The organism is Acinetobacter sp. IK40 (assembly GCF_035615075.1).
GTDB lineage: Bacteria > Pseudomonadota > Gammaproteobacteria > Pseudomonadales > Moraxellaceae > Acinetobacter > Acinetobacter courvalinii.
The window spans coordinates 277,983-304,964 of sequence record NZ_JANBOE010000005.1 but is presented as its reverse complement, the minus strand read 5'-3'; the positions used below and the strand labels follow the sequence as shown (position 1 = coordinate 304,964).

At 39.3% G+C, this 26,982-nt stretch carries 23 protein-coding genes and 1 pseudogene; 16 read left to right on the top strand and 8 right to left on the bottom strand.

Annotated features, from left to right (window positions below; translation table 11 throughout):
- Window positions 1–56: 56 nt before the first annotated feature.
- The 6 genes from MSG93_RS11345 (at window position 57) to MSG93_RS11320 (ending at window position 6,738) form a co-directional block, all read left to right on the top strand.
- A complete protein-coding gene (locus tag MSG93_RS11345; RefSeq protein WP_001064759.1) occupies window positions 57–755 on the top strand; it encodes a heteromeric transposase endonuclease subunit TnsA in 699 nt (232 codons plus the stop codon).
- Window positions 748–2,637, top strand: a complete 1,890-nt coding sequence (locus tag MSG93_RS11340) for a Mu transposase C-terminal domain-containing protein (RefSeq protein ID WP_000999878.1) — start codon at window positions 748–750, stop codon at window positions 2,635–2,637. Before MSG93_RS11345 ends, MSG93_RS11340 begins: the two co-directional genes overlap by 8 nt.
- Entirely contained in the window at window positions 2,634–3,485 is an 852-nt protein-coding gene (locus MSG93_RS11335; protein ID WP_000073961.1) for a TniB family NTP-binding protein, read from the top strand. Before MSG93_RS11340 ends, MSG93_RS11335 begins: the two co-directional genes overlap by 4 nt.
- A 19-nt stretch (window positions 3,486–3,504) precedes the next feature.
- Window positions 3,505–4,596: a TniQ family protein gene (locus MSG93_RS11330; RefSeq protein WP_000622362.1), complete on the top strand. Its 1,092-nt coding sequence runs from the start codon at window positions 3,505–3,507 to the stop codon at window positions 4,594–4,596.
- A 19-nt stretch (window positions 4,597–4,615) separates the two neighbouring features.
- Window positions 4,616–6,031, top strand: coding sequence for a hypothetical protein (locus MSG93_RS11325; protein ID WP_004777765.1), 1,416 nt, complete (start codon window positions 4,616–4,618; stop codon window positions 6,029–6,031).
- Between the two features lie 68 nt (window positions 6,032–6,099).
- Window positions 6,100–6,738, top strand: coding sequence for a hypothetical protein (locus tag MSG93_RS11320; RefSeq protein WP_000530048.1), 639 nt, complete (start codon window positions 6,100–6,102; stop codon window positions 6,736–6,738).
- Here the strand turns inward: MSG93_RS11320 and MSG93_RS11315 are convergent.
- On the bottom strand, window positions 6,727–7,830 hold the full coding sequence (locus tag MSG93_RS11315) for a hypothetical protein (RefSeq protein ID WP_001289337.1): 1,104 nt from the start codon (window positions 7,828–7,830) through the stop codon (window positions 6,727–6,729). The two genes, MSG93_RS11320 and MSG93_RS11315, sit on opposite strands and share 12 nt — an antisense overlap.
- A gap of 488 nt (window positions 7,831–8,318) precedes the next feature.
- Here MSG93_RS11315 and MSG93_RS11310 point away from each other — a divergent pair, with 488 nt between their 5' ends.
- From MSG93_RS11310 to MSG93_RS11300, 3 genes are all read left to right on the top strand, one after another.
- On the top strand, window positions 8,319–8,999 hold the full coding sequence (locus MSG93_RS11310; RefSeq protein WP_000680279.1) for a CopM family metallochaperone: 681 nt from the start codon (window positions 8,319–8,321) through the stop codon (window positions 8,997–8,999).
- Between the two features lie 90 nt (window positions 9,000–9,089).
- Window positions 9,090–9,428 carry an ISC system 2Fe-2S type ferredoxin gene (gene fdx / locus MSG93_RS11305; RefSeq protein WP_001124186.1) on the top strand — a complete coding sequence of 113 codons (339 nt, stop codon included), beginning with the start codon at window positions 9,090–9,092 and terminating at the stop codon, window positions 9,426–9,428.
- An 80-nt stretch (window positions 9,429–9,508) separates the two neighbouring features.
- A complete protein-coding gene (locus MSG93_RS11300; protein WP_000394310.1) occupies window positions 9,509–9,697 on the top strand; it encodes a heavy-metal-associated domain-containing protein in 189 nt (62 codons plus the stop codon).
- A gap of 212 nt (window positions 9,698–9,909) precedes the next feature.
- On the opposite strand, the gene cueR is transcribed toward MSG93_RS11300, so the two are convergent.
- Window positions 9,910–10,368, bottom strand: a complete 459-nt coding sequence (gene cueR / locus MSG93_RS11295) for a Cu(I)-responsive transcriptional regulator (protein WP_001020605.1) — start codon at window positions 10,366–10,368, stop codon at window positions 9,910–9,912.
- 10 nt (window positions 10,369–10,378) lie between these two features.
- Complete coding sequence (locus tag MSG93_RS11290) at window positions 10,379–12,865, bottom strand: heavy metal translocating P-type ATPase (RefSeq protein WP_324621895.1); 2,487 nt, start codon at window positions 12,863–12,865, stop codon at window positions 10,379–10,381.
- Window positions 12,866–12,986: 121 nt separating this feature from the next.
- Between MSG93_RS11290 and MSG93_RS11285 the strand changes: the two genes are divergently transcribed.
- The 7 genes from MSG93_RS11285 to MSG93_RS11255 all read left to right on the top strand — a co-directional run bounded on the left by MSG93_RS11285 (window position 12,987) and on the right by MSG93_RS11255 (window position 21,485).
- Window positions 12,987–13,295 carry an ArsR/SmtB family transcription factor gene (locus MSG93_RS11285; protein ID WP_000008556.1) on the top strand — a complete coding sequence of 103 codons (309 nt, stop codon included), beginning with the start codon at window positions 12,987–12,989 and terminating at the stop codon, window positions 13,293–13,295.
- Window positions 13,296–13,557: 262 nt separating this feature from the next.
- Window positions 13,558–14,739, top strand: coding sequence for an efflux RND transporter periplasmic adaptor subunit (locus MSG93_RS11280; protein WP_004777767.1), 1,182 nt, complete (start codon window positions 13,558–13,560; stop codon window positions 14,737–14,739).
- Window positions 14,740–14,742: 3 nt separating this feature from the next.
- Complete coding sequence (locus MSG93_RS11275) at window positions 14,743–17,907, top strand: efflux RND transporter permease subunit (protein WP_004777768.1); 3,165 nt, start codon at window positions 14,743–14,745, stop codon at window positions 17,905–17,907.
- The gene (locus tag MSG93_RS11270) at window positions 17,904–19,385 is read left to right on the top strand and encodes an efflux transporter outer membrane subunit (RefSeq protein WP_005060895.1); all 1,482 of its coding nucleotides are present in this window, start codon (window positions 17,904–17,906) and stop codon (window positions 19,383–19,385) included. Before MSG93_RS11275 ends, MSG93_RS11270 begins: the two co-directional genes overlap by 4 nt.
- 76 nt (window positions 19,386–19,461) lie before the next feature.
- Window positions 19,462–19,845: a hypothetical protein gene (locus MSG93_RS11265; RefSeq protein WP_005060897.1), complete on the top strand. Its 384-nt coding sequence runs from the start codon at window positions 19,462–19,464 to the stop codon at window positions 19,843–19,845.
- Window positions 19,846–19,855: 10 nt separating this feature from the next.
- Window positions 19,856–20,395, top strand: a complete 540-nt coding sequence (locus MSG93_RS11260; RefSeq protein ID WP_007479719.1) for a nuclear transport factor 2 family protein — start codon at window positions 19,856–19,858, stop codon at window positions 20,393–20,395.
- Window positions 20,396–20,411: 16 nt separating this feature from the next.
- Window positions 20,412–21,485: a cation diffusion facilitator family transporter gene (locus MSG93_RS11255; RefSeq protein WP_000094607.1), complete on the top strand. Its 1,074-nt coding sequence runs from the start codon at window positions 20,412–20,414 to the stop codon at window positions 21,483–21,485.
- A 185-nt stretch (window positions 21,486–21,670) separates the two neighbouring features.
- Here the strand turns inward: MSG93_RS11255 and MSG93_RS11250 are convergent, their stop codons facing one another.
- The 5 genes and pseudogenes from MSG93_RS11250 to MSG93_RS11230 all read right to left on the bottom strand — a co-directional run.
- Complete coding sequence (locus MSG93_RS11250) at window positions 21,671–23,542, bottom strand: hypothetical protein (RefSeq protein WP_001059331.1); 1,872 nt, start codon at window positions 23,540–23,542, stop codon at window positions 21,671–21,673.
- A gap of 44 nt (window positions 23,543–23,586) precedes the next feature.
- A complete protein-coding gene (locus MSG93_RS11245) occupies window positions 23,587–24,975 on the bottom strand; it encodes a dsDNA nuclease domain-containing protein (RefSeq protein ID WP_001276481.1) in 1,389 nt (462 codons plus the stop codon).
- A gap of 2 nt (window positions 24,976–24,977) precedes the next feature.
- Complete coding sequence (locus MSG93_RS11240) at window positions 24,978–25,439, bottom strand: Mov34/MPN/PAD-1 family protein (RefSeq protein WP_000913090.1); 462 nt, start codon at window positions 25,437–25,439, stop codon at window positions 24,978–24,980.
- Between the two features lie 47 nt (window positions 25,440–25,486).
- A protein-coding gene (locus MSG93_RS11235) for an IS3-like element ISAba22 family transposase (protein ID WP_085940844.1) occupies window positions 25,487–26,652 on the bottom strand; the annotation gives its coding sequence in 2 pieces (ribosomal slippage) (window positions 25,487–26,394 and window positions 26,394–26,652; 1,167 coding nt in all).
- A 66-nt stretch (window positions 26,653–26,718) separates the two neighbouring features.
- A pseudogene (locus MSG93_RS11230) lies at window positions 26,719–26,928 on the bottom strand (helix-turn-helix domain-containing protein); the annotation flags it as partial.
- Window positions 26,929–26,982: the final 54 nt, after the last annotated feature.

Sequence of the window (26,982 nt, the reverse complement as noted above, 5' to 3'; positions counted from 1 at the left end):
CTTTTATAAAGAACTATGCGACAAATTTTATAAAGAACTATGCAACGGAACCTAGAATGAACAATCAATCATGCGACACCGTTAACATCGTACCAGCTCGAAGAAAAATTGGTAATACACGTATCAGTGTATCTGGTTTATATCCTTTTAAAAAAGATTCCGCAGTTGCCTTTGAATCAACTCTTGAACGGGATTTCCTTATTCGATTAGAGGTTGATCCCAATGTTCTTGCTGTTGAGTCTCAACCATTTACCATTGAGTATTTTGATAATGGACAGAAACGAGTTTACACCCCTGACTACCTAGTAACTTATAAGCATAATGATTTTATTCCATTTATTGCACCTAAACTGGTTGAAGTAAAACCTACAGATGAATTGCAACTTAATTTGCATCTATGGAAAGCTAGATATCGTGCTGCCATGAGGGTATGCAAAGAAGAGGGTTGGAAATTTCATATTGCACATGAGGGGCGTATTCGGGACCAGTTATGGTCGAATGCCATGTTTTTACAAAAGTACCGAAAGATGGAATTTCCCCCTGCTGATTCAAAGCACTTATTGGATTATGTGAGAGATCGAGGAGCAGTAACTTTTGAGACTCTATTAGCCAGACATTTTCTTGGAAAATGGGACAGAGCCAATGGAATTAGTCAAATCTGGTATTTAGTTGCTCATGGTTATCTGGTTTGCGATTTAAGTATGCCTTTACAGCCATCTACTGAACTTTGGGTAAATGGGAGTTGTCATGAATGATAGACGTGTGAATATCAAAATAGCTGCTGGGGAGCCGGTTCAGATAAAAGGGATTCCCCATACGATTATTGAAGTCATTGACCTAAAATCGGTTTTTGTTGAAAACAATAATACTGGCAGGAAAAGTATCGCGGCTATCAGTGAATTAAGGCCATCAATAGCTGTGGAACAGTATGAAGATCTAGAGCTCATCGCTGATAAAGACTGGATTGAGGCTGAAAGACGTTTCAACATCATCCGACCTTTCATTGAGGGAGGCGTGAGTGGTCGTAAGGAAGTAGAGTTACGAGCCCAAGAACATGATATTAATCCAGCCACTATCTATAGATGGTTAAAAATCTATAAGGCATATGGAACTATTGATGGATTGCGGCCCAGAAAAGAGGGATTGCCACAAGGCAAGAAGATAATTAATAAACATGCTGAAGCAATCATTGAAAAAGCCATCAAGGATTTATACCTAACTAATCAAAGAATAAGTGTTCAAAAAGTTGTACTTGAAGTGAAACGCTTATGTCATGAATACCATATCCTAGAGGTGCCTCATGCCAATACAGTAAGAAATCGTATTGCAGCGATTAGCCAGAGAGACTCTCTTCGTAAGAGGGGACATAAGGAAAAGGCCGATAACAAATTTACACCTGCCGCAGGGAAATTCCCTCATGCTGATTATCCACTTGCCGTCGTACAGATTGACCATACGCCTGTTGATCTTATTCTGGTTGATGATTTTAGCAGGTGTCCTATAGGACGACCTTTTCTTACGTTGGCAATTGATGTGCGTTCAAGGGTAGTTGTGGGATATTACTTATCATTAGATGCCCCCTCTGTTATGTCTATTGCAATGAGCGTTTCTCAAGCTGTACTGCCCAAAGAGAAATGGCTAGCTTCGCGCAAGATTCAAGCTGAATGGCCTGTCTGGGGAATTATGAACACCATTCATGTCGATAATGGACCTGAGTTTCACTCAGAAACTTTCAGAAATGCTTGTATGGCACATGATATTCGTCTGGAATACCGACCAGTTAAAAAACCACGTTTTGGCGGGCACATTGAACGTTTGATGGGAACATTTGCAACCGATATTCACGCAGTTCCAGGAACAACTTTTTCAAATATTTTTGAAAGAAAAGGCTATAACTCAGATGCGGAAGCAGTTTTCACATTCTCCGAATTTGAGGACTGGCTGATTGATTTTATCTGTAATGTTTACCACAAAAGGAAACACTCTGCTTTAGGTACTTCTCCACTACATGCTTTTGAGTTAGGTATCTTTGGTGATAAAAACACGTTAGGTTCTGGGGCTGCTAGATTGCCTGCAAATGATCATAATTTCTTTCTTGATTTTCTACCAAGTTTTGAAAGGACGATTCAAACAACAGGTGTAACAATTGATGGTCTTGCTTATTATGCTGATGTACTAAGAGGTTGGATTAATGCTGTAGACCCTGATAATCAAAAGGAAAAACGTAAATTTATCTTTAGGCGTGATCCAAGAAATATTAGTGAGATATGGTTCTTTGATCCCGAAATCAAAAATTATTTTAAGGTTCCTTTAGCGGATCAAAGTATTCCACCATTTAGTATTTGGGAACACAAAAAGATTCAGGAACTGAAAAAGGAAACTGGCGAATATCTAAAAGATCATGAACTTGGACAGGCTCTAGCTAAACTTCGGGAGCGTGTTCAGGAGGCAAGTACTAAAACTCGACGGGCTCGCAGATCACATCAGCGCAGTACCCAACATCAACAGAGTGTTAACCCTGCTTCAATTCAGGGCAAAAAACCTCAACAAGAGAGTACGATTTTGGAGCAACAGCTTGAAAACGTATATGGTTTATTGCCTCTCGATGAGCTGGAAAATGATGAGGATATTTCATGAGTAACTATTCACATGTTTTTCAAGAGTTTCGCCCTATTGTGGAACAGTCTAATGAGGACAGACTCTACTTCCTGGAAGAGGACCGATGGATTGGGTATCCAGCAGCCAATGACTTGTTAGACCAATTGAAAGGATTCCTGACACTTCCTAAGCGGAGCCGTATGCCCAACTTACTGGTATTGAGTAAGCCAAATAATGGTAAAACCTCAATTATTAACCAGTTCTTTAAGCTGTATGGGGAGGGTTATGTCAATGCAGAAAATAATGCAGTAAAACCTGTAATCATTGTACAGGCACCTGTTTCCCCTGATGAAAAAGCTCTGTATATGGCTATTCTTGATAAGTTCTGGGTTCCTTTTCGAGAAAGAGATCCCGTTGCGAAGCTACGTTACCAAGTGGTCCATTGCCTTAAACTTTATGAGGTAAAGCTCCTCATTATCGACGAAATGAATTCTCTATTATGTGGCAGTCCGATTAAGCAAAGAACAGTAATGAATGCGATTAAGTATTTGTGTAATGAAACACAGATACCCATTGTTGGGTTTGGTACAGAAGAAGCAATTAGTGTTCTGCGTACTGATCCACAGCATGTCAGCCGTTTTCGTGTGGTTAATTTGCCCTTATGGAAACTAGATAAAGACTTTCAAGCTATGGTAAATAAATTTGAGAAAGTTCTTCCCCTCAAACAGGCTTCAAAACTGGCTGAACCAGCAACAGTAAAATATCTGCATGATATTACAGATGGAAACTTAGGTAATCTGCGAACGATTTTACGGGACGCCGCAAAGAAAGCTGTTGTTTCTGGTCAGGAGTTTATCGACCGTAGCTTGCTAGAAAGTGTGAAATAAGCAATGTGGAGGACTAGGTATGATAAGTGCAACAGAAATCCATTCATGGTTTATTCCCACGGACTTAAAGCAAGATGAGGCATTATCTTCTTGGTTGATACGTGCCGCACTTGACAGTGGTTGTGACCCATTAAGTTTAACTGGAGTACTTTGGCCCAAATGGCGAATCTGGTCTGTAGATGTAGATCGTGGTTTAAGTGCAGAGCAAGTACAGGTATTGATCAATACGACAAAAATTGATGAAAGCCAATTTAATTCTGCTACGCTTCGCAATTTTTTAATTAAATATAATCTGGATAATCAAACTCTTGATGCATGGTACTTGGTATTAGGTACAAGAAACCGTAAGCATCGAGGTGGCTGGCAATATTGTCCTGAGTGTCTATCTGAGGATAATGTTGCCTATTTCCGTCTGCCTTGGCGTTTTGCCTGGCATACAGGTTGTATAAAACATAATCAGCATTTACATGATCAATGTCCTCATTGCCATAATGCTATTCAACCTAGACGTCTTGAAGCCCCTGATCAGGTTATGACTTGCTGTTCAATATGTAAAAAAAGTCTATTGGAGGTTAATAAAAGCCTTGTGGATTGTCATGCCTTGGCATTCCAAAAAATCTTTGATCAATTCCTGGAACAAGGCTGTGCAACCTATCAAGACAAGTTGATTTCAGTAACTGATTGGTTAACGGTGATTAAGTTATTTTCACAATTTATTAGAAAAGCTTTAGCTGGCTCAGTAAATGGAAAAGGATGGGCTTTTCTTGAACAACTCAGAATTCAGGTGCCCCATCCTGAGCTTATATCGAATGGATTGGCTGTTAACCAACTTCCAGTTACCGAGAGAGAACGGCTATTTTCCTGTATTTATCAATTACTCATTATTCCCCAGGAAAAGTTTATTGAAACAGCAAAATCTTTAAATATGAACAGGTCTTCATTTTGGGATAAGAGAAACCAGTTGCCAGCCATATTAAGGCCTGTTGAAGAACAATTAGGCTCGATTTATCGGAACTACCCTCCAAAGAGAGCATTGGTAGCTACCTTTAAACCTAAAAGTAAGGAGACTGTAATACGCAAGTTTTTAAGATTAAAAAGAAAACTAGGGTAACTTTTGGGGGGACAACACCATGCCTCAGTGTGATGAATGTGGTGATGCGGTTGAAAAGATACACCGACTTTATAAACAGCGTAACTATTGCCATAAGTGCTATGTACGAGTTTTTAAAAAACAGGATTGTCCGTCGTGTGGTAAAAGTTCCAGATTATATAAAGCTGATAACTTGGCCGTTTGCCAACAATGTGAAACCAATAGACCTTGCATTAGATGTCAGCGTATTGATTACCCTATAGGAAAAATAACGGAGCAAGGCCCTGTTTGTAATAGTTGTTCAGTTTATTTTAGAGAGTTTCAAGCTTGTGAACGGTGTGGTGTGACATCACAACGCTTATCTCGTATCAGCCGTTTTGGAGATAATTTAAGAGTTTGCCCAAAGTGTGCAACCCGTGATTACCAGACATGCCAAAGTTGTAGAAGATATAGGTTGATTGAACAGGATGTTGTGTCAGGCAAAATGCTTTGTAAGAAATGTTTGACCTGTCCACCACTTCAATGTCTAACTTGCCAGCAACAGATTCCTGCTGGATATGGGAAATACTGTGAATTATGTACATGGCGAAGAATATTGGGGAATAGGATTAAGGAACTGGTTAATACATTAGTAAATCCAAGCCTCAAAGGTTACTTTAAAGATTATATGAATTGGCTTGATCATGAGGTTGGACCGCATAAGGCTGCATTACTAATTCGTAAACATATTCATTTTTTTGAAAAGACCAGTGATCTTTGGGGAGATCAGATCCCAGACAATGACTCTTTATTACATAGACTAAGAACAAGTGGTTTACGCAAATATGAGCTGCCCATCCGGTGGTTGGTTGCAGTACATCACCTGCATATAGATACCCAATCTAAAGGCCACTGTTCTGAATTTGACCAACTGAGAAAACTGGCGAACTCATGTCCTGGTTCATCGCTTTCAGCCCAAATTCTTCAGAACTATTATCAGGTTTTAATAAATAAAATGGATTTAGGGAAAACGAGTATACGTTCTGCCCGTTTAGCCATGAAACCAGCATCTGCTTTAATGCTGTTGGTAAGTCAATCACGATTAGATTTACCAACAATGTGGCATGTAAAATATTACTTATTTAAGTCCCCTGGACAAGCTTGCGCTATTGTTGGCTTTCTTAATTTTTTAAACAAGAATTATGATACGAACCTTGATACGTCATGGGTACTAGATGAAAAAATAACAGAAAAAAGTAATATGAAGAAACTGGAAAAACAATTGTTGGCCATCATGAAAGCCCCAGAGGAAAATTTTAATGAACTAGAGTGGATAAAGTTAGGATTGATGTATTTTCATAATTTGGATAAATCCTTTTTTAATCAAATGGATAGTATTAATTATAGGGGGCTGAATGATGGCTTTGAAGTGAGGTTTGGTGATCAGCAATATTGGATACCTAAATTGCTTGTATAACTGGACCATATAACGCTAATGTAGCTACATAAAGTTAAAACTGAATTTTGGGCTTCCAGAGGGTATGTATGGGGCAATTAGGTCATGAATATTGTGTTCATAATGGATTCAATAGGTCTCATGCAGGGAAATATGTTTATTCACTTGCTACGTTTATATCTTGGATATTGATTTACTTTTTACTGAAGTTCTTGGGTGGATTGTCTCCTTATTGGAATGTCATCATTTCTAGTGCTATCACTGCTTTATTATTTCTTACTTTTTATTTTCTATTTGATAAATGGATATGGAAAACAGGTTTATTTTTCAAGATTCTGAAATATCCTGATATTTCGGGAGAATGGTCATGTAAAGGTATCTCTGATTACCAAGAAGAAAATTCTGAAATGATTAAGCACAATAGAGAGTGGATTGGAAAAGTAACAATTTTACAAAGTTGGGATAAAGTAAGAATCAGATTAGAAACAGAATTTTCCACATCTGACAGTATTTCTGCTGCAATTATTTATGACGAAATTGAAGAATACAAAGTTCTTTATAGTTATGAAAACAAACCAAAAGATTTAGATCATGAAGAGTTACGTATCCATCGAGGATTTGTAGAGCTGACACTTCATAAAGACAATAAAAGTGCCAGTGCTAAATATTATAATGTTACTGGTCGAAGAACCATGGGAACAATGTTATGGGAAAAATTAGATAACTAATGGATAAGAGCCAATGGTTTCGTCATATAGGTAACCCAAATCTTTACGTATTTCCGTAACGAGTTTATCTAAGGCAATGCTCATTGTTGTGAGAGAGGTTTCTTTCTGATAACTATCAAATATTTTTCTGGTCATATCAGGTGTATATAAGCTATTTCTATAGTTTGGGTTATGATACAGATAATCAAAAAATCTTTTTGTTTCAAGAACTATTGCTAAAGCATTTGTTCTACCTTTCTTTAAATTTTCTAGATTGGAATGATACATAATAGAGGCTAGATCAAAACTACTTAAGTAAATTACTTTGCCCTCTTCAACTAAATCGGCTTTTATTGTTTTACAAAGGCGGATAGATTTTTTCAATCCTCCATCAGCATAGTATTTACATTTGTAATCTATATAAAAAATATGCTTGAAAGGTAAGTTCATCAATGTAGTAGGAGTTTTATTATCTAGAATATTGACTCCTCTTAAATAAAGGTGCTTTTGTTGTTGGTACTCATATGTTTCTACCCAATGAGAGGGTACAACATCTACATCCCGAGGAAGTGATCCACCTGTTAAAGTTATAGATTTAGCACCAGTAGTATCAATTGTTACGGCAGGATATGCTTGTCTTAATTCATAAGTGCACGCGTTCCTGAGTTCTCTTAATATTTTTATATCATCATGACGTAAAGTACCTAAATAACCCTCTGTACGATAATGTGATTTGTTAAGTACAAGTAAATCAACATCACTTACACCTTTGATATGAATATTTAGGGGAACTGACCCTTGTAATCTGTATTCTGTGACAATGTTATGATTATTTAGTAGCCTAGGCTCTAATTGTTTTTCAATTCTTTTAGCAGTTTCAATACTGATTTCTGTGTAACGTTTACTAACTTCTTGCATTGCTCCTACTGCATAACGGATAGATGGTTTGTCTGATACAATCTGCCATTTTTCTATTGTACGTTTTAATTCATCAAACTCATTAAATGAAGTTACGCCTGCTGTTACACTATCAAAAGCATTGTATGTAAGGTCAGTACCTTTTCGTCTTTTCTCTAATCTGTTCAATCTTTTATAAAAATCAATTTCAGACATTGTGAAACTCAAAAAATAGTAGTTATGGTTAAAATAATTATACCTTAATAATTATTTTAAGGTTTTAATAAATAAGGTTTTATTGTCATAAATGCTCAAATTTAAGATGGGAAGTAAGATAATTTTTAAGTATAAAGTTTGAGAATGTTTGTAGTCTTTTGTAGTGCATCCAATAGTCAAATAAATAATTGTGAAACCATGAAGACACATATCACATTGATATTTATATAAAAATATTATTTGTGATTGGAGGTGATTTTTTTAATTCTATTGATTATTGTGACTCACTACGGAGTTAATTGTCTTTAAGTATTTGTTTTTAATTGTTTTATTCTTTTAATTATTTTTATTTGATTAGGTGTTGACCTTACCATAATTGGAAAGAATAGAGTTGCTACATCAAGGGTAATGATGTACCTGATATGAAAGAATAACTTCCGAGCTTATTACCCATTATTTTTTCATAATTGTAGTAAGAGGATAACTCCATGAAACACTTTGTTCCAATGTTAATGATCGGTGCGATTGTATTTAGTGCGGGGTGTTCCTCTTCTGACGCTCCAAAGGAAAATTCAATGAGTGAGAATAAACATGAAAGCCATTCAATGCACCATGATATGAATGGTTCAGCTAAAACAGATAATCCATCTACAAATGCCTATATGGAAGTAAATACTCGTATGCACAGCGGAATGGGTATTGATTTCACGGGAAATGCAGATACTGACTTTATGTTGGGTATGATTCCTCACCATCAGGGTGCGGTTGATATGGCAAAAGTAGTTCTTCAATACGGTTCTGATCCAGAAGTGCGTCAGCTTGCCGAGAACGTTATCTCTGCCCAAGAGTCAGAAATCAAGATGATGAATGAATGGTTGGCAAAAAACAAAAATCATTCTGGCAGCAAAAATGAAGATAGCCCATCAACTCAAGCATATATTAAGATCAATGATGAAATGCACGCAGATATGATGGTTCCATTTACAGGAAATGCTGATGTTGATTTCATGAGAGGCATGATCCCCCATCATCAAGGTGCAATTGATATGGCAAAAGTAGTTCTTCAATATGGTTCTGATCCAGAAGTACGCCAGCTTGCTGAAGATGTTATCTCTGCCCAGGAATCAGAAATCAAGATGATGAATGAATGGTTAAGTAAACATAAGTAGATACTTCTCTATTCGATATTCTTTTAAATGAGGGGCTTTTTAAAGCCCCTTGTTTTATCTATAAATTTGATGAATTGAGGATTATGTTATATGCCAAAAATTATAGTTATTCCGCATGAAAAGATTTGTCCAGAGGGTGCGGAACTTGAAATTGAAAGCGGAAGTAATTTATGTCGAAGTTTATTGGATCATGGCATTCCCATAGAACATGCCTGCGATTTATCAGGTGCATGTACAACATGCCATGTTGTTCTGAAAAAAGGGTTCGACAGTTTAGAAGAAATGGATGATGTAGAGGCGGACTTACTGGATCGTGCCTGGGGGCTTACGGCCCAATCAAGACTATCTTGCCAGGTTAAGGTCCAAGATGAAAACTTGGAGGTAGAAATACCTAAGTACACAGTCAATTATATATCTGAGGGACATTAATTTTACTTTTAATGCTTGACCTTACAATTATGGCAAGGTTTATATTAAACACATCCTGAATAGTAATAGTGGAGTTAAATATGGAATTTCATGTTGAAGATATGACTTGTGGTGGCTGTGCCCGTGGTGTAACCAGAGCAATTCAAGCAATAGATGCCAATGCAAAGGTCATCACCGAACCACCCAATCGTAGTGTAAAAGTTGAAACAACTGCAACACAGCAGCAAATCGTTGAGGCTTTAACCGAGGCTGGTTTTCCTCCTCGTTAAAAACGGACGAAATGATAAAGCGACTCTCTATTGAGTCGCTTTTTTGTGGGCAATGAATTATAAGCTCAATATTTAGGAATGTTTGTGATGTTAAATTAGCAGTTATTTGACAATGTAAGTATCTAAAAGAAATGACATATTTTAGTTCATAGTTATAAATATAAAAAATAGGGAGAAGTAAAATTAATTTTACTTCTCCCTATATCCTATTGCTATTTCTTTCGGGTTAAAGGTGAAACGGAAAGCAGGTCGTTATGATGGTGAACGTCCTTTATTTCATTGTGAGGTTCTTGCAAGCCTTCAAGAATCGGACAGTCGGGTCTATTATCACCAGCACAACAGTCGATTAAGTCCTTGAGGGTATTCGCCATTTGCTGTAGGTCATTGATACGTTCTTCCAGCTTTTCACTATGACCCTGAGCAAGGCGTTTGACATCAGCACTCTGTCTACCGCGGTTATTCCATAAATCAAGTAAGTCTGATATTTCTGCTACTGAAAAACCGAGTTCACGACTTCGCTTGATAAACTTTAAACGTTCAACATCATTTGCTGAGTAAGAGCGATAACCTGCATTATTACGTCCCGCAGCAGGAATTAGGCCAATCTGCTCATAATAACGAATCATCTTGGCGGTAACTCCCGAAGCTTTAGAGACTTTACCAATGTTCATCATATCCTCCTTAGCCTTGACTGACGGATGGTGGCTGGAATCGACGTAAACGTAATGCATTGCCAAGTACAAATACACTGGACAAAGCCATTGCTCCTGCTGCAAAGATTGGGGACATCAGTATTCCATAGGCTGGGTACAATATACCAGCAGCAACAGGAATCAACATGGTGTTATAGGCAAATGCCCAGAATAAGTTCTGGTGAATATTACCAATCGTTGCTTTGGACAAGGCAATCGCATTGGCAACACCTTGCAAGTTTCCTGACATTAACACGACATCGGCAGATTCAATTGCAACATCTGTACCTGTACCAATCGCAAGTCCGACATCAGCTTCAGCCAAAGCGGGTGCATCGTTAATCCCATCACCCACAAAAGCGATATTGCCGTATTTTGCTTTCAGCTCTTTAACCGCACTGACTTTACCCTCTGGTAGAACTTCAGCAATCACTTCATCAATACCCAATTGTTTGGCAATTGCCCGAGCAGTACGAGCATTGTCACCCGTCACCATTGCTACCTTGAGACCTAATTGGTGTAGAGCCTTAATCGCTGCTGGCGTTGTGGTTTTGATTGGGTCAGCAACTGCAATAATTCCTGCCAGTTCACCATCGACAGCAACATAAAGTGGTGATTTACCCTCATCACCCAGACGCTGAGCTGTGGCAACAAATGGAGCAACATCAATACCAAGTTGAACCATATAACGGTCTGCACCAATATTGATTTCTTCATTACCATTGATGGTTGCACAGACACCCATGCCTGTGACTGAATCAAACGTATCAACTTTAGGTAAAGTCAGGTTTTCACTTTTTGCCGCATCAACAATTGCTTTAGCAATCGGATGTTCAGAACGGGATTCAACAGCCGCAACCATGCCTAGGACATAATCACGCTCAAAGAATTGAGTCACTTCAAAGTCAGTCAGTACGGGATGACCCTCTGTTAATGTCCCTGTTTTATCGACTGCAACAACTTTGGCATCCTTTAACAGTTGTAAGGCTTCGCCTTTGCGGAACAGTACTCCCAACTCTGCACCACGACCTGTACCGACCATAATTGAGGTTGGTGTCGCCAATCCCATTGCACAAGGACAGGCAATGATCAACACTGCCACCGCATTAACCAATGCAAAAGTTAAGGCTGGTGATGGACCAAAAATCAGCCAGACCAGGAATGTAAGCACTGCGGCAATCATCACCGCAGGTACAAACCATAAGGTCACTTTATCCACCACAGCCTGAATCGGCATTTTAGAACCCTGTGCCTGCTCAACCAAACGAATGATTTGAGCCAGCATAGTTTCGCCACCCACCGCCACAGCGGTAAAAGTCAACGTGCCATTCTGGTTAATGGTACTGCCCACTACATCACTGCCGATGCCTTTTTCCACAGGGATTGGTTCACCTGTAATCATGGATTCATCGACAAAGCTTTTTCCATCCGTGACTTGACCATCAACAGGGATTCTTTCCCCTGGTTTTACAATGATAATGTCACCTGCAACCACTTGGTCTATTGCAATATCCACCATTTGACCATTGCGTAAAACATGGGCAGTTTTGGCTTGTAAGCTGACTAAACGCTGGATTGCTTCAGAGGTTCGCCCTTTGGCTTTTGCTTCAAGGAAACGACCCAGTAAGATTAATGCGACAATCACCGCAGCCGCTTCGTAATACACATTCACCGTTCCTGATGGGAGGATGTTTGGTATGAATGTGGCAACAATAGAAAACAAATATGCTGCTGATGTTCCCACAGCGACCAAAGAATTCATATCAGGAGCTAGACGGAATAATGCAGGAAAACCTTTCTGATAGAATCTTCGTCCTGGAATAACCAAAACCAGTGTGGTCAGTATGAATTGTAAATACCAGCTATTCTGCATCCCAATAGTTTGATCAATCAGTTGATGTACACCAGGGATAAGGTGAGATCCCATTTCCAGAATAAATACAGGTAAAGCCAACAGGGAGGCGAGAATCAAATCACGTTTAAGTTCAGCACGTTCCTGATCTTTTTTCTCAAGCTGCTCTGTCTGGTCAGGAATAGAAGCCTGAATTTCTGTGGCATCGTAACCAGCTTTATCAATTGCGGCAATCAAGGCATCGACATTTGCTGTACCACTGACCGTTGCACGCTCAGTTGCAAGATTGACATTGGCTTCTTTTACACCTGCAACGGCTTTAAGGGCTTTTTCGACACGACCTACACAACTGGCACAGGTCATGCCTTTAATTGATAATTCAATATTATTTGCAGGCACGTCATAGCCTGACTGTTCAATGGCATGAACCAGTACCTGACGATCCACAGGCTGATCAAGTACAATATCTGCACGTTCTGTCGCCAGATTGACCGAGGCTGACTGTACACCATCAACTTTTTTGAGGGCTTTTTCAACACGTCCAACACAACTGGCACATGTCATACCTTCAATTTTTAATGTAACTTTCATATTATTAGAAAGCTTATTTGTTGCTGTTCCCATAAGATATACCTATAGAGCTTATCCAGTTGCTAAGAGCATAAACCTTGCCATTATGGAAAGGTCAAGGGTAGAATATGTAAACATCTATATTTTCGCTAATGACTGGAATTTAAGTATAAATATGAGTTTTAAAGATCACCCTACAGAATTATCTCAAGAGGAGATTATGTCTTTAGCTGAAACATTTCGGCTATTGGGTGATGCTTCACGACTTAAAATTCTACTTTTTTGTATGCGTGGACCTAGTTCAGTAGGTGAAATCAGTGATGCCCTTGATTTATCCCAGTCCTTGGTCAGTCACAATCTACGTTTATTGCGTTCAGCCCGTTTAGTCAAAGGTGAACGTCAAGCTAAACAAGTCTTTTATGAAATAGATGATATTCATGTAAGTCAGGTTCTATCGGATATGGCTAAGCATATTTCAGAGTAATGTAGCAAACACTCATTTTCTTCACTCCTTTTTCTTCTTAAAAATATATACATATGATCATTTATTCATATTTGCTATTCAAGTAGCAATATTTAAGTTATTTTAGCACTAAACATATGAATGATTAAACATATGTTAATTTGTTATGTATTTTTAAGGCTGATCTATTGATCTTCCAATTATTGGAAACTCTAGCATACAGGCAACTGCTACAGAAACCTTATTGAGAGCGTGTTGTAGCATTGCATGAAAGGTAAGCACCATGAAAAAACAAATTACAGTAATTGCTGTTGCAGTGGGGGTGGCTATATCTGGTGGTTTGCTCTACACAGCAACGAATAAACCAGATGCACCCAATCCACAAGCTGCCGCAGCTCAAATGCCAGTCCCTCAAGTTCCTGTTGCGGAAGTGATTACACGGGAACTTAACCCAACCGCAGAATATACAGGCTACTTATCAGCACCACAAAGCGTTGAAATCAAGTCCCGTGTTGGTGGTGTCATTAATAGTGTTAGTGTTCCCGAGGGCAGTTATGTTCGTAAGGGACAGGTATTATTTAAAATTGATCCTGAACCTTTTCAGGTTGCTCTGAATACAGCCCAGGCACGACTGAAAGCAGCAGAGGTTCAGTACAGCCAGGCTGTTCTGGATTTTAATCGAGCAAATAAACTGGTCGAAAGTGGTGCCGTCTCCAATAAGGTTTATGACGATGCACTGGCAACCAAAAATAACCGCCAGGCTCAGGTACAGGAAGCTCAGGCAGCCGTCAGTGCAGCGAAGCTCGATTTATCTTATACCAATATTACAGCACCGATTTCAGGACGTATTGACCGTGTTCTTGTCACCAGTGGCAACTTGATTGCAGGTGGAAATACAGGCAATGCCACAGCCTTAACCACCATCGTTTCCGTCAATCCACTGTATGTTTATTTTGACCTTGATGAAAAAACCTTTCTCAATCTAAAGGGACAAAATAAATCTGGACAATTCAACTTGCCAATCGAAATGGGATTGGCAAATACAGAAACTTATCCTTATACAGGGAAATTAAACTTTGTAAGTACTCAAATTGACCAGCGTACAGGGACGCTACGGGTTAGGGCATCTATTGCCAATGATTCAGGTGAATTAGCACCAGGTATGTTTGCCAGAGTTAAGCTGACCACTGGAAATAAACAGTCCACCATTCTGATAGATGATCAGGCGGTGGGTACAGATCAGGGCAATAATTTTGTTCTGGTTCTTGGTTCGAATAATACGGTTGAATTTAGACCTGTAACACTTGGCTCGGTCTTTGATGGATTGCGGATTATTAGCAGTGGTCTGCAAACTGGCGATAAAGTCATTATTAAGGGACTGGTTCGTCCAGGAATGCAGGTCAAGCCAAATATCATTCCAATGCAAGCCCCTGTTCCGTCTGAAAATGCTGCTCAGGGGAAATAAGCCATGAAGAACTTCCCCCATTTCTTTGTCAATCGGCCAATATTTGCGGTCGTGATCTCTGTGCTGATCGTCATTCTAGGTGCTTTATCACTGTTTAAATTACCATTGAGTGAATACCCGGCAATTACACCCCCAACTGTACAGGTCATCGCAAGTTATCCTGGTGCCAATCCCAAAATCATTGCCGAAACGGTTTCTTCCCCCTTGGAACAAGTCGTGAATGGTGTTGAGAACATGTTGTATATGAGTTCTCAAACCGCAGCCGATGGCAAGATGGTACTGACCGTTACCTTTAAACAGGGTACTGACCCTGATAAGGCACAGATACAGGTGCAAAACAGGGTTTCTCGCGCATTGCCACGCTTACCTGAAGAAGTTCAACGAATTGGTGTTGTAACTGAAAAAACTTCCCCCGATGTTCTCATGGTCATCAATTTGGTGTCATCCAACAAGAACCATGATCCCCTGTATTTATCCAACTATGCACTCTTGAATGTTCGTGATGAGCTTGCACGTTTACCAGGCGTTGGAAATATAGAAATTTTCGGTGCTGGTGAGTATTCGATGCGTGTCTGGATTGATCCTGAAAAAGTAGCTGCCCGTGGTTTAACGGCCAATGACGTGGTTGCCGCCATTCGTGAACAAAACATGCAGGTTGCTGCAGGTTCTGTTGGTCAACAGCCAAATACAACATCCGCCTATCAGGTGACGGTTAATACGCTGGGACGTTTAACCACTGAAGAACAGTTCAGTGAGATCGTAGTCAAGGCTGGGGATGCTGGACAAATCACCCGTCTAAAAGATGTTGCACGAGTTGCACTGGGTTCTGATGCCTATAATATGAGAGCTTTATTGAATGGTAAACCGGCTTCTGCCTTACAAATCTTTATGACCCCAGGTGCTAATGCGCTGGATGTTTCAAATGAGGTCCGTAAAACGATTGCAAAATTGAAGAAGGGTTTCCCTGAGGGTATGGATTATAAAATTCCCTATGATCCGAATATTTTCGTAAAAGCTTCTTTAAAATCAGTCATTACTACCCTGTTGGAAGCCATTGCACTTGTTGTCATTGTTGTCATCCTCTTCCTGCAAACATGGCGCGCATCCATTATTCCTTTAATTGCCGTTCCAGTTTCCCTAATTGGTACGTTTGCAATTATGTATTATTTTGGCTTCTCCCTAAATACCCTGACATTATTCGGGCTGGTTCTCTCGATTGGTATTGTAGTTGATGATGCAATTGTAGTAGTGGAAAACGTTGAACAGCATATTAAATTAGGCGAATCGCCAAAAGAGGCGGCTCGTAAAGCAATGTCTGAAGTCACAGGACCAATTATTGCGATTACTGCGGTTTTATCTGCTGTATTCATTCCCTCGGCATTTCTTACAGGATTACAGGGTGAGTTTTATCGCCAATTTGCTTTGACTATCGCTATTTCAACTATCTTATCTGCAATCACCTCTTTGACACTTTCACCAGCTTTAGCAGGCATATTACTTAAACCTCATCAGGCTGGAGATAGAAAACGTGATTTGACTGAGCGCTTATTCGGCTGGTTCTTTAGAAGATTCAATCGATTCTTTGATAAGGCATCAGACAAATATGTGGACGCAGTACGCAAGAGTATACGTTTAAGTGCCATCATGCTCATCTTGTATGTAGGTTTCCTTGGCCTAACCTGGTTAGGTTTCAATAAAGTGCCGCAAGGGTTTGTTCCTGCCCAAGACAAATATTATTTGGTTGGTATTGCCCAATTACCTACAGGTGCATCTTTAGACCGAACAGAAGCTGTGGTTAAACAGATGACGCAGATTGCTTTGAAAGAGCCTGGCGTCGAAAACGTTGTGGCTTTCTCAGGACTTACGCCAAGTGGTCCAGTCAATGTACCCAACTCTGCCTTAATGTTTGCCATGCTTGATCCTTTTGAAGCCCGCCAAGACCCATCATTGTCAGCACAAGCAATTGCTGGAAAATTAATGGGCAAATTCAGTCAGATTCCTGACGGATTTGCGGGCATCTTTCCACCACCACCAGTACCTGGCTTAGGTTCTATGGGCGGATTCAAGCTACAAATTGAAGATCGGGCTGGTTTAGGCTTTGAAACACTGGCACGTGTACAGGGCGAGATTATGGCGAAAGCCTCTCAGACGCCTGAACTTGTCGGTATGCTTGCGAGTTTCCAGGCAAATGCTCCACAGATTGAAGTTGATATTGACCGTGTAAAAGCGAAGTCACAAGGTGTACCACTGACCGATATTTTTGAAACACTACAAATCAATCTGGGGTCAATCTATATCAATGACTTTAATCGGTTTGGTCGTACTTATCGTGTAATTGCTCAGGCAGATTCCCCATTCCGTATGCAACCAGAGAATATTAATCTGTTAAAGGTGAGAAATGCAGCGGGAGACATGATTCCACTTTCGACCTTTGTCACGATTAAGCGTAGTTCTGGCCCCGACCGTGTTATGCACTATAACAGTTTCCCATCAGCCGATATTAGTGGTAACGCTGCACCAGGTTATTCATCTGGTCAGGCAACTGCCGCAATTGAAAAAATTGTGCAGGAAACATTGCCACAAGGCATGACCTATGAATGGACCGATCTGGTCTATCAGGAGAAGAATACAGGCAATACTGCGGTCATGGTTTTTGCTCTGGCAATTATTTTGGCGTTCCTTTTCCTTGCAGCTCAATACAACAGTTGGTCAATGCCTTTTGCAGTATTACTTATTGCACCAATGGCCTTGTTATCTGCGATTGTGGGTGTTTGGGTAACTGGTAGTGATAACAACATCTTTACCCAGATTGGCTTTGTTGTTCTGGTGGGACTTGCTGCAAAAAATGCCATCTTAATTGTGGAGTTTGCCCGAGCCAAAGAGGATGAGGGTTTGAATCCTTTTGATGCGGTACTTGAAGCAGCCCGATTAAGATTACGCCCAATTCTGATGACCTCAATTGCATTTATTGCTGGTGTGATACCACTGGTATTAGCCACAGGTGCTGGTGCAGAAATGCGTCATACAATGGGTATCGCTGTTTTCTCTGGAATGCTAGGCGTGACGATCTTTGGTTTACTGTTTACACCAATTTTCTATGTCGTCATTCGTAATTTTATTCTGCGTAGAGAACAGGCCAAAGCAATCGTACAGGAGGGTTCAAAATGAAAAATTTAACACTTCATTTAAACCGATACACTTTCCTCAAGAAAATGAGTGTACTAACCATTGCCACTATTCTTGCAGGATGTTCAATGGCACCAATATATGAGCGACCTGTCTCTCCTATGTCGGAACACTATCCAACAGGAGAAGCTTATCCAGGGCGGCAAGTGAACAATGGAAAGCAAACAGTCGCAGCCGATATTGGCTGGCGTGACTTTTATACCGATCCTGTCTTGCTCCAACTCATCGATCATGCATTGAAAAACAATCATGATTTTAAGGTGACAGCTTTAAATGTTGAGGCGATAGAAGCACAGTATCGTATTCGTCGTGCTGACCGTTTACCACATGTGAGTGTTACCGCAGAGTCAGCCAGTCAGCGTTTACCGTCTGATCTTGCTTATAACCCCCGCATGTATCAGGTTGGTGTTACTTCGGTCGCATGGGAAATCGATTTATGGGGCCGAGTACGCAGTCTGAGTGATCAGGCTTTACAGAACTATTTGGCTTCTAAAGAGGTCCAGACAGCATCACAGTTAAGTCTGGTATCCGCAGTTGCTAATGCTTATCTGGTCTATAAGGCCGATCAGGAAACGTTAGGTTTAACCAAGGCGACTTTGGCGACACAGCAGAAATCCTATGACTTGACCAGGAAACTTGTTGATGTTGGTAATGCAACCCGATTTGACTTACGTCAAGCTGAAATAGGACTGCGCACAGCACAAATCAATTATGCAAAATTCTTGCGTATTACTGCACAGGATCGTAATGCTCTGGTGTTACTTCTGGGTTCGCCATTAACACAGGAACTTGCGGTCCAATTGGACCAGTCCCCAAAAATTCCTGATCAGGTTGTCATACAGGATATACCAGTTGGTTTACCATCGGATCTACTTCAACGTCGTCCAGACATTCGTGCCGCAGAACATAAGCTTCAGGCTGCGAATGCAAACATTGGAGCAGCCCGTGCAGCATTTTTTCCATCCATTACCCTAACGGGTTCGGCGGGTACGGCAAGTTCCAGTCTGGATAATCTATTTAATGCAGGTACAGGTGCATGGAGTTTTATGCCCAAGATTAACTTGCCCATATTTAGTGCAGGTTTAAATCAGGCAAATCTGGATCGCTCACATATCATGAAGCAGATTGAAGTCATCAACTATGACAAATCTATTCAAACAGCTTTTCGTGAAGTTGCTGATGGGCTGGCTGGCAAATCTACGCTAGATGAACAGATCAAATCGCAGCAGCAAATGATTGCGGCCAGCCAGGATGCTCATAAGTTGGCAACCTTACGTTTTGATGCTGGTGAAGATAATTATCTCGCAGTCCTCGACTCACAACGAACACTGTACGCATCTCAGCAGGCACTTATACAGACCCGCCTGGAACGCCTGAATAATCAGGTCAACCTCTACAAGGCATTAGGTGGAGGCTGGAATGAACATACCGTACAGATTGAACGTAAATCTTTGAAATAGCACATCGATGGAGTTCATCTTTTGATGGAAAGAGATGAATTCCTGAAAAGATGAAACAGAATATGAGGTCATGTAAATGAAATTTATTATCCATGATATAGAAAACTTCCCATTTGTTGAGTTTAAGCAAGATCAGGCAGTTCCAGGCTATTCACCTCAATGGCAGTTGGAAATGCAGGAGTTCCTGGAAATGAGTAGTCCGTTTGTGATTGTTTATGATCAATTATCAATGCAAGAAACACCTGAAGACTTTAAACAACGTGGTCTTTGGCTTAAAAACCATAAAGATGAACTTAATCAGTTGTGTAAGGCAATTATCTGCATTGAACCTGATCAGGAAAAAAGAGTTGCCATCAGAAAGATGACGGAAATGGCTGTAAAGGCATTTGGCATACCTTATGAAATCGTCGATACCAGGGAAGATGCCGAACGGATCGCTGATGAACTTACTCAAGTCTAAGGTGAATGTGATGAACATTATTTATATCAATCAATTGAAGCAAGATTTTGATGGTCAAGAGGAAAAATCAAAGCCTTTTTTCATGACATTCTTACTCATTCTTATGACGTTAGGATTAGCTTCAATTTCGCATGCAAAAGCACCGATCAATACAGCTTTGGAAACCGTGGAGAGCTATCTTAATATCTGGAATGGTACGCAGCCAGATGACCTGACTAAAGTTCTTGACCCGAATGTTGAGTATTTCAATACAAGTAATGAAGAAACCCGTAAAGGTACAGCATCTGTAATTGAGGTACCCAAGTTTTTATTAACAGTCATTCCTGATCGGAAGATGACGCTTACATCCCCGCCACTCATTGTTGGTGATAAGGTTGCTGTCGAATGGCAGCTTCAGGGAACCCTCAATAAAAAAGACCAGTCTGGTAAAAAAGACGCAAAAGTAATCACTTTTAAAGGTGCTTCATTTTTTGAGGTTAAAAATAATAAGATTACATACATCGGTGATTACTACAACAATCATCCATTGCGTAGTCAGTTAGAGCCATAATCAGGAATGCTATAAAATGTCTTCGCACAACCATACACAAGATCACAAGCATAAACACTCTGAACATGATCATTCTGGGCATAAGCATAGTCATGGTAACGGCCATAAACACAACCATGATCACTCAGGACACCATCACGGTCATGGTGGTCATCATCATGATCACGACCACAGCCATATCCCGAGTAATAAAAAAATTCTGACCATAAGTTTTTTACTGATTACCATTTTTATGGCAGTGGAATTTATAGGTGGTTTTATTACCAATAGTTTGGCCTTGATTTCGGATGCTGGCCACATGCTGAGTGACTCTGTTGCACTTGGTATTGCACTTGCAGCAGTCTTTATCGGTCAAAAACAGATTACCAAAAATAAAACATACGGCTATCAACGCTTTGAAATACTGGCTGCTGCATTGAATGGTATTACACTGGTTGGTATCGCACTGTACATCTTTATTGAGGCAATTCTACGGTTCCAGCAGCCACAACATATTGAAGTACAAGGGATGTTGATCGTTGCCAGTATTGGATTGCTGATTAATATCATTGTTGCAGTAATGATTTTTAAAGGTAGTGATACCGAACACGACTTGAATATGCGAGGTGCTTACCTGCATGTACTCAGTGATTTGTTAGGTTCTATTGGCGCAATTGCTGCTGCGCTATGTATCTACTTCTTTGGATGGGCCTGGGCAGATACTTTAGCCAGTGTTCTAGTTGCAATACTTGTTCTTCGCAGTGGATATTCAGTTGTAGTAAAGGCTTCGCATGTTTTAATGCAGGGTACACCAGAAAAATTTGACTTGGCAGAAATCAAAGAAACCATTCTTCAAGACCAGCGAATTCAAGGTGTACATGATTTACATATATGGAGTCTGACAAGTAAACGTTATATTTTATCCTGCCATATTGTTGTAAGTGAAGAAATGAGTATGCAGGAAGTGCAGATACTCTTACATGATCTGGAGAATGTCATACAAAATCTAGGTATTGAGCATGTCACTATTCAGGCTGAAACATCACTCAACAATCACGATGATATTCATCATTGCATTATTGAAAATATACCAAAGGATTCAGAACACTGAGTTTAAAAAGGTTAAATATTCCTAATATAGGTGCTTATCTAGTCACAAGTGGTACCCAAGTTTAATGGCACTTAAAAGTGCCATTAAACTATATATAATTCAATTTGATATGTAATAAAATTACCCATAGGAAAGAATTATGGAATAGGCTAAAAGAAGATGGTCACAATTGTAAGATTCGAAAATTATTTTTCCTCCTTTTCCTCCTTTTCCTCCTTTTCCTCCTTTAACTTGATATTCGTAATTCCAATTTTTCTTAGAGCATTCAATAACGTTGATTCACCCTCTGACAAGCCAGCAGATTTTGAATGTCTAAAAACAAATAATTGAGTAACCAAATTGGAGCCTAGGAGAGTTGTCGTATAAGAGCCCTCTGACAAAGGCAGGCTCTCCATGAGCCCAGAAATATACTGCTCAAATTGTTCTACGGTTCTTGACCTAAATATTAGACCAGCATGCCCACGCTCCTTGAGAACACTTTCCCCATCTACAGTTGAAACGTAAGTCGCTGGTTGTATATCGAAAAGATAAACTGGAGGGCAATTTACAAGAGATAATCGGATGACCAATGCTCCACGAAGTGCTGTTTTATTTGAGTTTGCATAACACCAATTTTTATAAGTTTGTTTTTCTCCATCTGTAATATCTTTATTATTTAATGTTTCTGAATTAACGAAAAAAGCCATGAGAGTGGGTTTATCGCTGTAATCAAACTCTTCCTCAAAAGTATAATAGTGGACTGCATTGACAATACTGGGATTTAACGAGCGTGCCTTTAAACATGCATTCCATAGGCCCATGATTCTTCCATGATATGGAGCTTCAAACTCTGTATCTCCATTAGTGGTCGGGTTAATTTGGACATTTAGAACTTCCTTAGAGCTATCAGGTTCTCCTGTACCAACTGTATTGGTTTCTTTAGTATTTTTCTTTCTCTGTGGTTGGGTGATGGTTCTTTCATACTTTGTTTTACTTTTTTCCCCGATAGGGCCTGAACCTAACCATGTAAATTCATGACCTAAAATAACCGATTGTAATAATGGTTTGCGCCCTCCTTGATCTTCAGATACGTTAATCTGACCAGGACCTAGTTGCAACTGAGGAGGATTAGGTGAGTTGACATCTACAGGTTTCTTAATGCGGTGAATTACCTTTGGAACACGTCTGATAAGTGTTTGATCAGGTAGTTCTATTCCAAGAATTGTCAAGGCTAAAAAAGCATTGGTGTCAGGAATACAAAAACCTGAAACCCTAATTTTTCTCGTTTCCTTATGCCACGGCATTACTTTAGGGTATATATGGTTTCTTTGGATAAAATCATCATGTTTTGCAATACTGCTAAATAAGATTCTTACGGCATCTTGGGTATATTCGCTATATTTATAGTAGGCAATAAATACATGATCATCTGATGTGAGACTATCACCTATAAGGATAGTCCATGTATTTTCTTCTTCTGGATGAGGGGTGTAGAGCCTTTCATGTCTTTCGACCTCATCATATGTTGTTAGAATTCTAGGAAGTTCTGTAGAGAGGCCATATCCTCTCACCAGAAACTCAAAACAAGGTACGAGAAGCTCCTTATATTCCTGATCCTTTAAAGAGAAAGAAATACAATTTTCACGTTGGCTTGGGTTAATATAAAACTTATTCCTGTCTGAGAAGAAATGATCTATTTTTCCTGTCTTTTCATCTCGCTTATATGCTTGAACAAAGGTATGTTTAAAATTTGTATGATCAATATCAAATTCCCGTATTTCCAAAGGAAGATAGTCAACTAATCGTTCATGGTGCCAAACTGTTCCAATAGGCCAAGACATCAAATCTGTTATATTTGCATCAATAAAAATAAAATTATCTGTGGGTGTGTAATCTTCCAGAAGTTCCCTAAAAGCCACATGAACTTTAGGTTGAGCATTTCTACGATCAGCTTTTGCTAACGCCCCATACCACCAAACCATTAAGAACTTTTCAGCATTGGATTCAAGGACTTTGAATGCGGGTGATTTTTTATCTGAAGAGTTATCAGTATTTTCTTCATTAGAATGATTGTTCATGATCAACCTCTCTATTGGTAATATTATCGAATAATCAATTCTTCTTATAAGTTCAGTTCGGCTGTAGGGATATATTGCCCATCTACCCAATCGTAAAGCTGGATATCGCAAATACCATTCAAGCGATGTCCCAAGACCATTGCAAAAACTGAGGGTGCTTTAATAAAGAGGTGTAATTTAGATAACTTATTTTCGGATTTAAATGAAACTAAAGCAGATTTTGCCTCTCTCACAGCAAGATTTAGAGTCTCCATATTATCAATGGCATGAGAGCTTTCTAAATTCAATCTAGGCAAGCTCTTTACTTCATTAATCGTAGAGTCAATGTCTTTACCTATAGCTGTAGGAAATCCGATAGCGACTATGGCTTCAGTTTCACCCTGTGGTTCAACAGCTTCGATTTTAGTAAAAAATTGTCCCTCTTTCTGTTTATGGTCATCAGTGCGATAAATGAGGCCATTATGTTCTATTTCGAGTAGGAAATTACGTGTGGCACTAAAAACATAGCCAAGCATACATGCAGTGGACATTCTTTGTTTGCCATCTATAAGGAGGGTTCTACGGTCACCACTGTTATGAATGAAATCCCCAATCGATACTGCTTTTTTGATTAGGCTGTTCCAGTCGCTGGAGGTTTTTTGAGCACGATCAGGACCATTGAAATCACTAATATCTAAGTTTAAGTCTTGATACTGACTGGATGATGCTGAAAGATTAATTTTAATAGGATCTAATAGCCACTGGCTTCTATCTTCTTCAAGAGCATGGCAAATAAAATTTTCAAAGTCTTTGCGATATATTGGACCAAAAGAAGAACGAGAAATCAGGTTTTTAAACTGATCTTTTAGTTGTTTGACCTGACTCCTGAGCAGTTCAATATTTATTGTGTCTTGAATTTCACTTAGAAATATAGACTCACTATTCTCAGAATTAAAAGTTATGAAACCAACATAATCAAGAGCAAATTCAGCTAAAGAGAAATCAATTTTTTTACCAACACACCAATCAAGGTATTCCGAGCGCCCATTCACTGAAACTGAAGAGTCGTCATCATAAGAAGATCCAACCCCTCTTAATCGGTCTATTTTTGAAATTAATGGTGAGATAGCGGTGTTATAACTTGGGCATACTAAATTAAACCAAATAAAGTTTTTTGGGTGGGTATCAAAAAGACTTTTAAAACGCCTTATTTCATCCCAAAATTCCGTAGCCGTTAAGGAGTGATTTTTTGCTTCATACATTACATGTAATGACTTTTCCGAAGAAAAATAACAAACTTCTATATCACTTAATGCTTCACTCACTATATGGCTAAATGCACTTTGTGAAAGCCATAGCGGTAAGCTCCTTAATACAAATGCATCCTGATATTCAAATCCTACTCGTGCAATCGCACCACCAGTTGATTGTTTTTCTAACAGACTCGCACTCATTATTATCTCTCTAAATCTAGGGTGGATCGGTAACAGGAACCATCTGGTAGGTAGGTGTGAGCACTGCCATCAAGATGATTGTTTTTTAAATGAAAAATCAGTAAGACTACAAAATTTGCACCCACTTTTGGATCGGACACCAATTCCCTCATGGTGTGATGGTCTTTACTGCTGGGTTGTACACTGAAGAGAGGATGGCTATGCCATTCACCTAAATAGTTAAATTTTTGATAATTATTGTTTGTTGATTTATGAAAAAGACGGATTGCTTTAATAGCATCCGTAATTCCACGTACAAAGGATGCTATCGTTCCACTCTTTTGAATAGTTAATGAGTTAACTCTAAAATGGTTTGTACCAATATGCTCACCCATTAAAACACCGCCACATTCGTGGGTTCCAGACTTCAATAGGGCTTTTACCAGTAAAACTTGTATGTCAGTAGGAATGGATATTTTCAGCATCAGTATGATATACGCTGAATTATCAGGAGACTTTCCCTTGGGAGATTCTAGGCAGCCAACTTATAAAAGTCTTCGGCCATTTGATTTGGTGTCTTAAAACCCAAACCCTTTTGAATTCTTCGATGATTATAAAATAACTCAATGTATTTTATAATATCTGCTTTGGCTTCTTCTCTAGTTTGATAGTTGTAATGATGAACTAACTCATTTTTCAATATTCCCCAAAAGCTTTCAATCGGTGCATTATCGTAACAGTCTCCGCGCTTGCTCATTGAACCTTGAAAACCATATTGCTCAAGTATATTTCGATATTCATGGCTGCAATATTGACTTCCTCTGTCTGAATGCACAATCAGTTCTTTGGTTGGTTTTTGATTGTGAATAGCCATATTTAGCGCATTACAAACAAGCTGTGTTGTCATGCGCTCATTTAAGCTATAGCCAACCACTTGCTTCGTGTAAAGGTCTTTTACCGCTGCTAAATACAGCCATCCTTCAACAGTCCATATGTACGTAATATCACTTGACCATGCTTGATTTGGTCTAGTCATTGAGAATTGTTGCTCCAGCAGGTTTTCATAGATCGCTCGATTATGGTCACTATTCGTAGTCCTTTTAAAACGCTTGTGTCGCTTACAATACAGGTGGTTCAGCGCTTTTATCTGACGTACAGCGTACATACTCATTTTTATACCCTGAGCTTGTAAGTATTTGGTTAATCGAATATAACCATAGCTCTGCCTTGTCTCCTCATGGGCTATTTTCACCAATATCGTCTGTTGATTTCGTTGAATCGTTCTTTTGCTCACGCCTCTCTTGAGCCAATCATAAAAACATGAAACTGAAACATGAAGTAATCGAGCCATTAAGGTAATTGGAAAAGAATATCTTTTTTGTTTCATATAGGCGTACCTTACTGACTTTCTTTGGCAAAGTACGCTGCTGCCTTTTTTAAAAATTCACGTTCCATTTCAGCTATTTTGAGCTGTTGTTTGAGTTTTTTATTTTCTTCGAGTAGAGCGTTTAGATCAGGTGAATACTGTTTTGTACCTGCTAAAGTTCCAGCCTTTGCTTTGGTATTCCAATTTGAAAGAGTTTGCATTGAAATGCTAAGTTGTCTAGCTGTTTCCGAGACATTGCCTTGATTGGCTTCAATTAATTTGATGGCTTCAGCTTTAAATTCTGTGGTGTAAGTCTTGTGTTTCTTGCTCATGGTAAACTCCTGATGAGTGTGTTTAGTTTACCAAGTTAAAACCTCCTGTTTTTTCAGCACACATCACTTTTCAATATGTTCAAAAAATCGTATAGGGAAATGTAGGGCATTAGATAGATTTTGGATAACTTCATCGGAAGGTTTTAAGTCCCCACTTTCAATTTTAGATAATGAAGCCTGAGTAATAGACTGTCCCATTCCAGCAATTAGTTCAGTTTGACTAAGGCCACGAAAGTTTCGTGCAATACTAAGCATATCAGGATTGAAATGAGTCATATTCACCTCCAAGATCATTGACTTACAGATCAAGTTAAATGAATAATAACTGAA

Bases quoted from the DNA above. Each gene is read 5' to 3' on its own strand.
- MSG93_RS11345 (WP_001064759.1), top strand. From the start codon at position 57: ATGAACAATCAATCATGCGACACCGTTAACATCGTACCAGCTCGAAGA.
- MSG93_RS11340 (WP_000999878.1), top strand. From the start codon at position 748: ATGAATGATAGACGTGTGAATATCAAAATAGCTGCTGGGGAGCCGGTT.
- MSG93_RS11335 (WP_000073961.1), top strand. From the start codon at position 2,634: ATGAGTAACTATTCACATGTTTTTCAAGAGTTTCGCCCTATTGTGGAA.
- MSG93_RS11330 (WP_000622362.1), top strand. From the start codon at position 3,505: ATGATAAGTGCAACAGAAATCCATTCATGGTTTATTCCCACGGACTTA.
- MSG93_RS11325 (WP_004777765.1), top strand. From the start codon at position 4,616: ATGCCTCAGTGTGATGAATGTGGTGATGCGGTTGAAAAGATACACCGA.
- MSG93_RS11320 (WP_000530048.1), top strand. From the start codon at position 6,100: ATGGGGCAATTAGGTCATGAATATTGTGTTCATAATGGATTCAATAGG.
- MSG93_RS11315 (WP_001289337.1), bottom strand. From the start codon at position 7,830: ATGTCTGAAATTGATTTTTATAAAAGATTGAACAGATTAGAGAAAAGA.
- MSG93_RS11310 (WP_000680279.1), top strand. From the start codon at position 8,319: ATGAAACACTTTGTTCCAATGTTAATGATCGGTGCGATTGTATTTAGT.
- fdx (WP_001124186.1), top strand. From the start codon at position 9,090: ATGCCAAAAATTATAGTTATTCCGCATGAAAAGATTTGTCCAGAGGGT.
- MSG93_RS11300 (WP_000394310.1), top strand. From the start codon at position 9,509: ATGGAATTTCATGTTGAAGATATGACTTGTGGTGGCTGTGCCCGTGGT.
- cueR (WP_001020605.1), bottom strand. From the start codon at position 10,368: ATGAACATTGGTAAAGTCTCTAAAGCTTCGGGAGTTACCGCCAAGATG.
- MSG93_RS11290 (WP_324621895.1), bottom strand. From the start codon at position 12,865: ATGGGAACAGCAACAAATAAGCTTTCTAATAATATGAAAGTTACATTA.
- MSG93_RS11285 (WP_000008556.1), top strand. From the start codon at position 12,987: ATGAGTTTTAAAGATCACCCTACAGAATTATCTCAAGAGGAGATTATG.
- MSG93_RS11280 (WP_004777767.1), top strand. From the start codon at position 13,558: ATGAAAAAACAAATTACAGTAATTGCTGTTGCAGTGGGGGTGGCTATA.
- MSG93_RS11275 (WP_004777768.1), top strand. From the start codon at position 14,743: ATGAAGAACTTCCCCCATTTCTTTGTCAATCGGCCAATATTTGCGGTC.
- MSG93_RS11270 (WP_005060895.1), top strand. From the start codon at position 17,904: ATGAAAAATTTAACACTTCATTTAAACCGATACACTTTCCTCAAGAAA.
- MSG93_RS11265 (WP_005060897.1), top strand. From the start codon at position 19,462: ATGAAATTTATTATCCATGATATAGAAAACTTCCCATTTGTTGAGTTT.
- MSG93_RS11260 (WP_007479719.1), top strand. From the start codon at position 19,856: ATGAACATTATTTATATCAATCAATTGAAGCAAGATTTTGATGGTCAA.
- MSG93_RS11255 (WP_000094607.1), top strand. From the start codon at position 20,412: ATGTCTTCGCACAACCATACACAAGATCACAAGCATAAACACTCTGAA.
- MSG93_RS11250 (WP_001059331.1), bottom strand. From the start codon at position 23,542: ATGAACAATCATTCTAATGAAGAAAATACTGATAACTCTTCAGATAAA.
- MSG93_RS11245 (WP_001276481.1), bottom strand. From the start codon at position 24,975: ATGAGTGCGAGTCTGTTAGAAAAACAATCAACTGGTGGTGCGATTGCA.
- MSG93_RS11240 (WP_000913090.1), bottom strand. From the start codon at position 25,439: ATGCTGAAAATATCCATTCCTACTGACATACAAGTTTTACTGGTAAAA.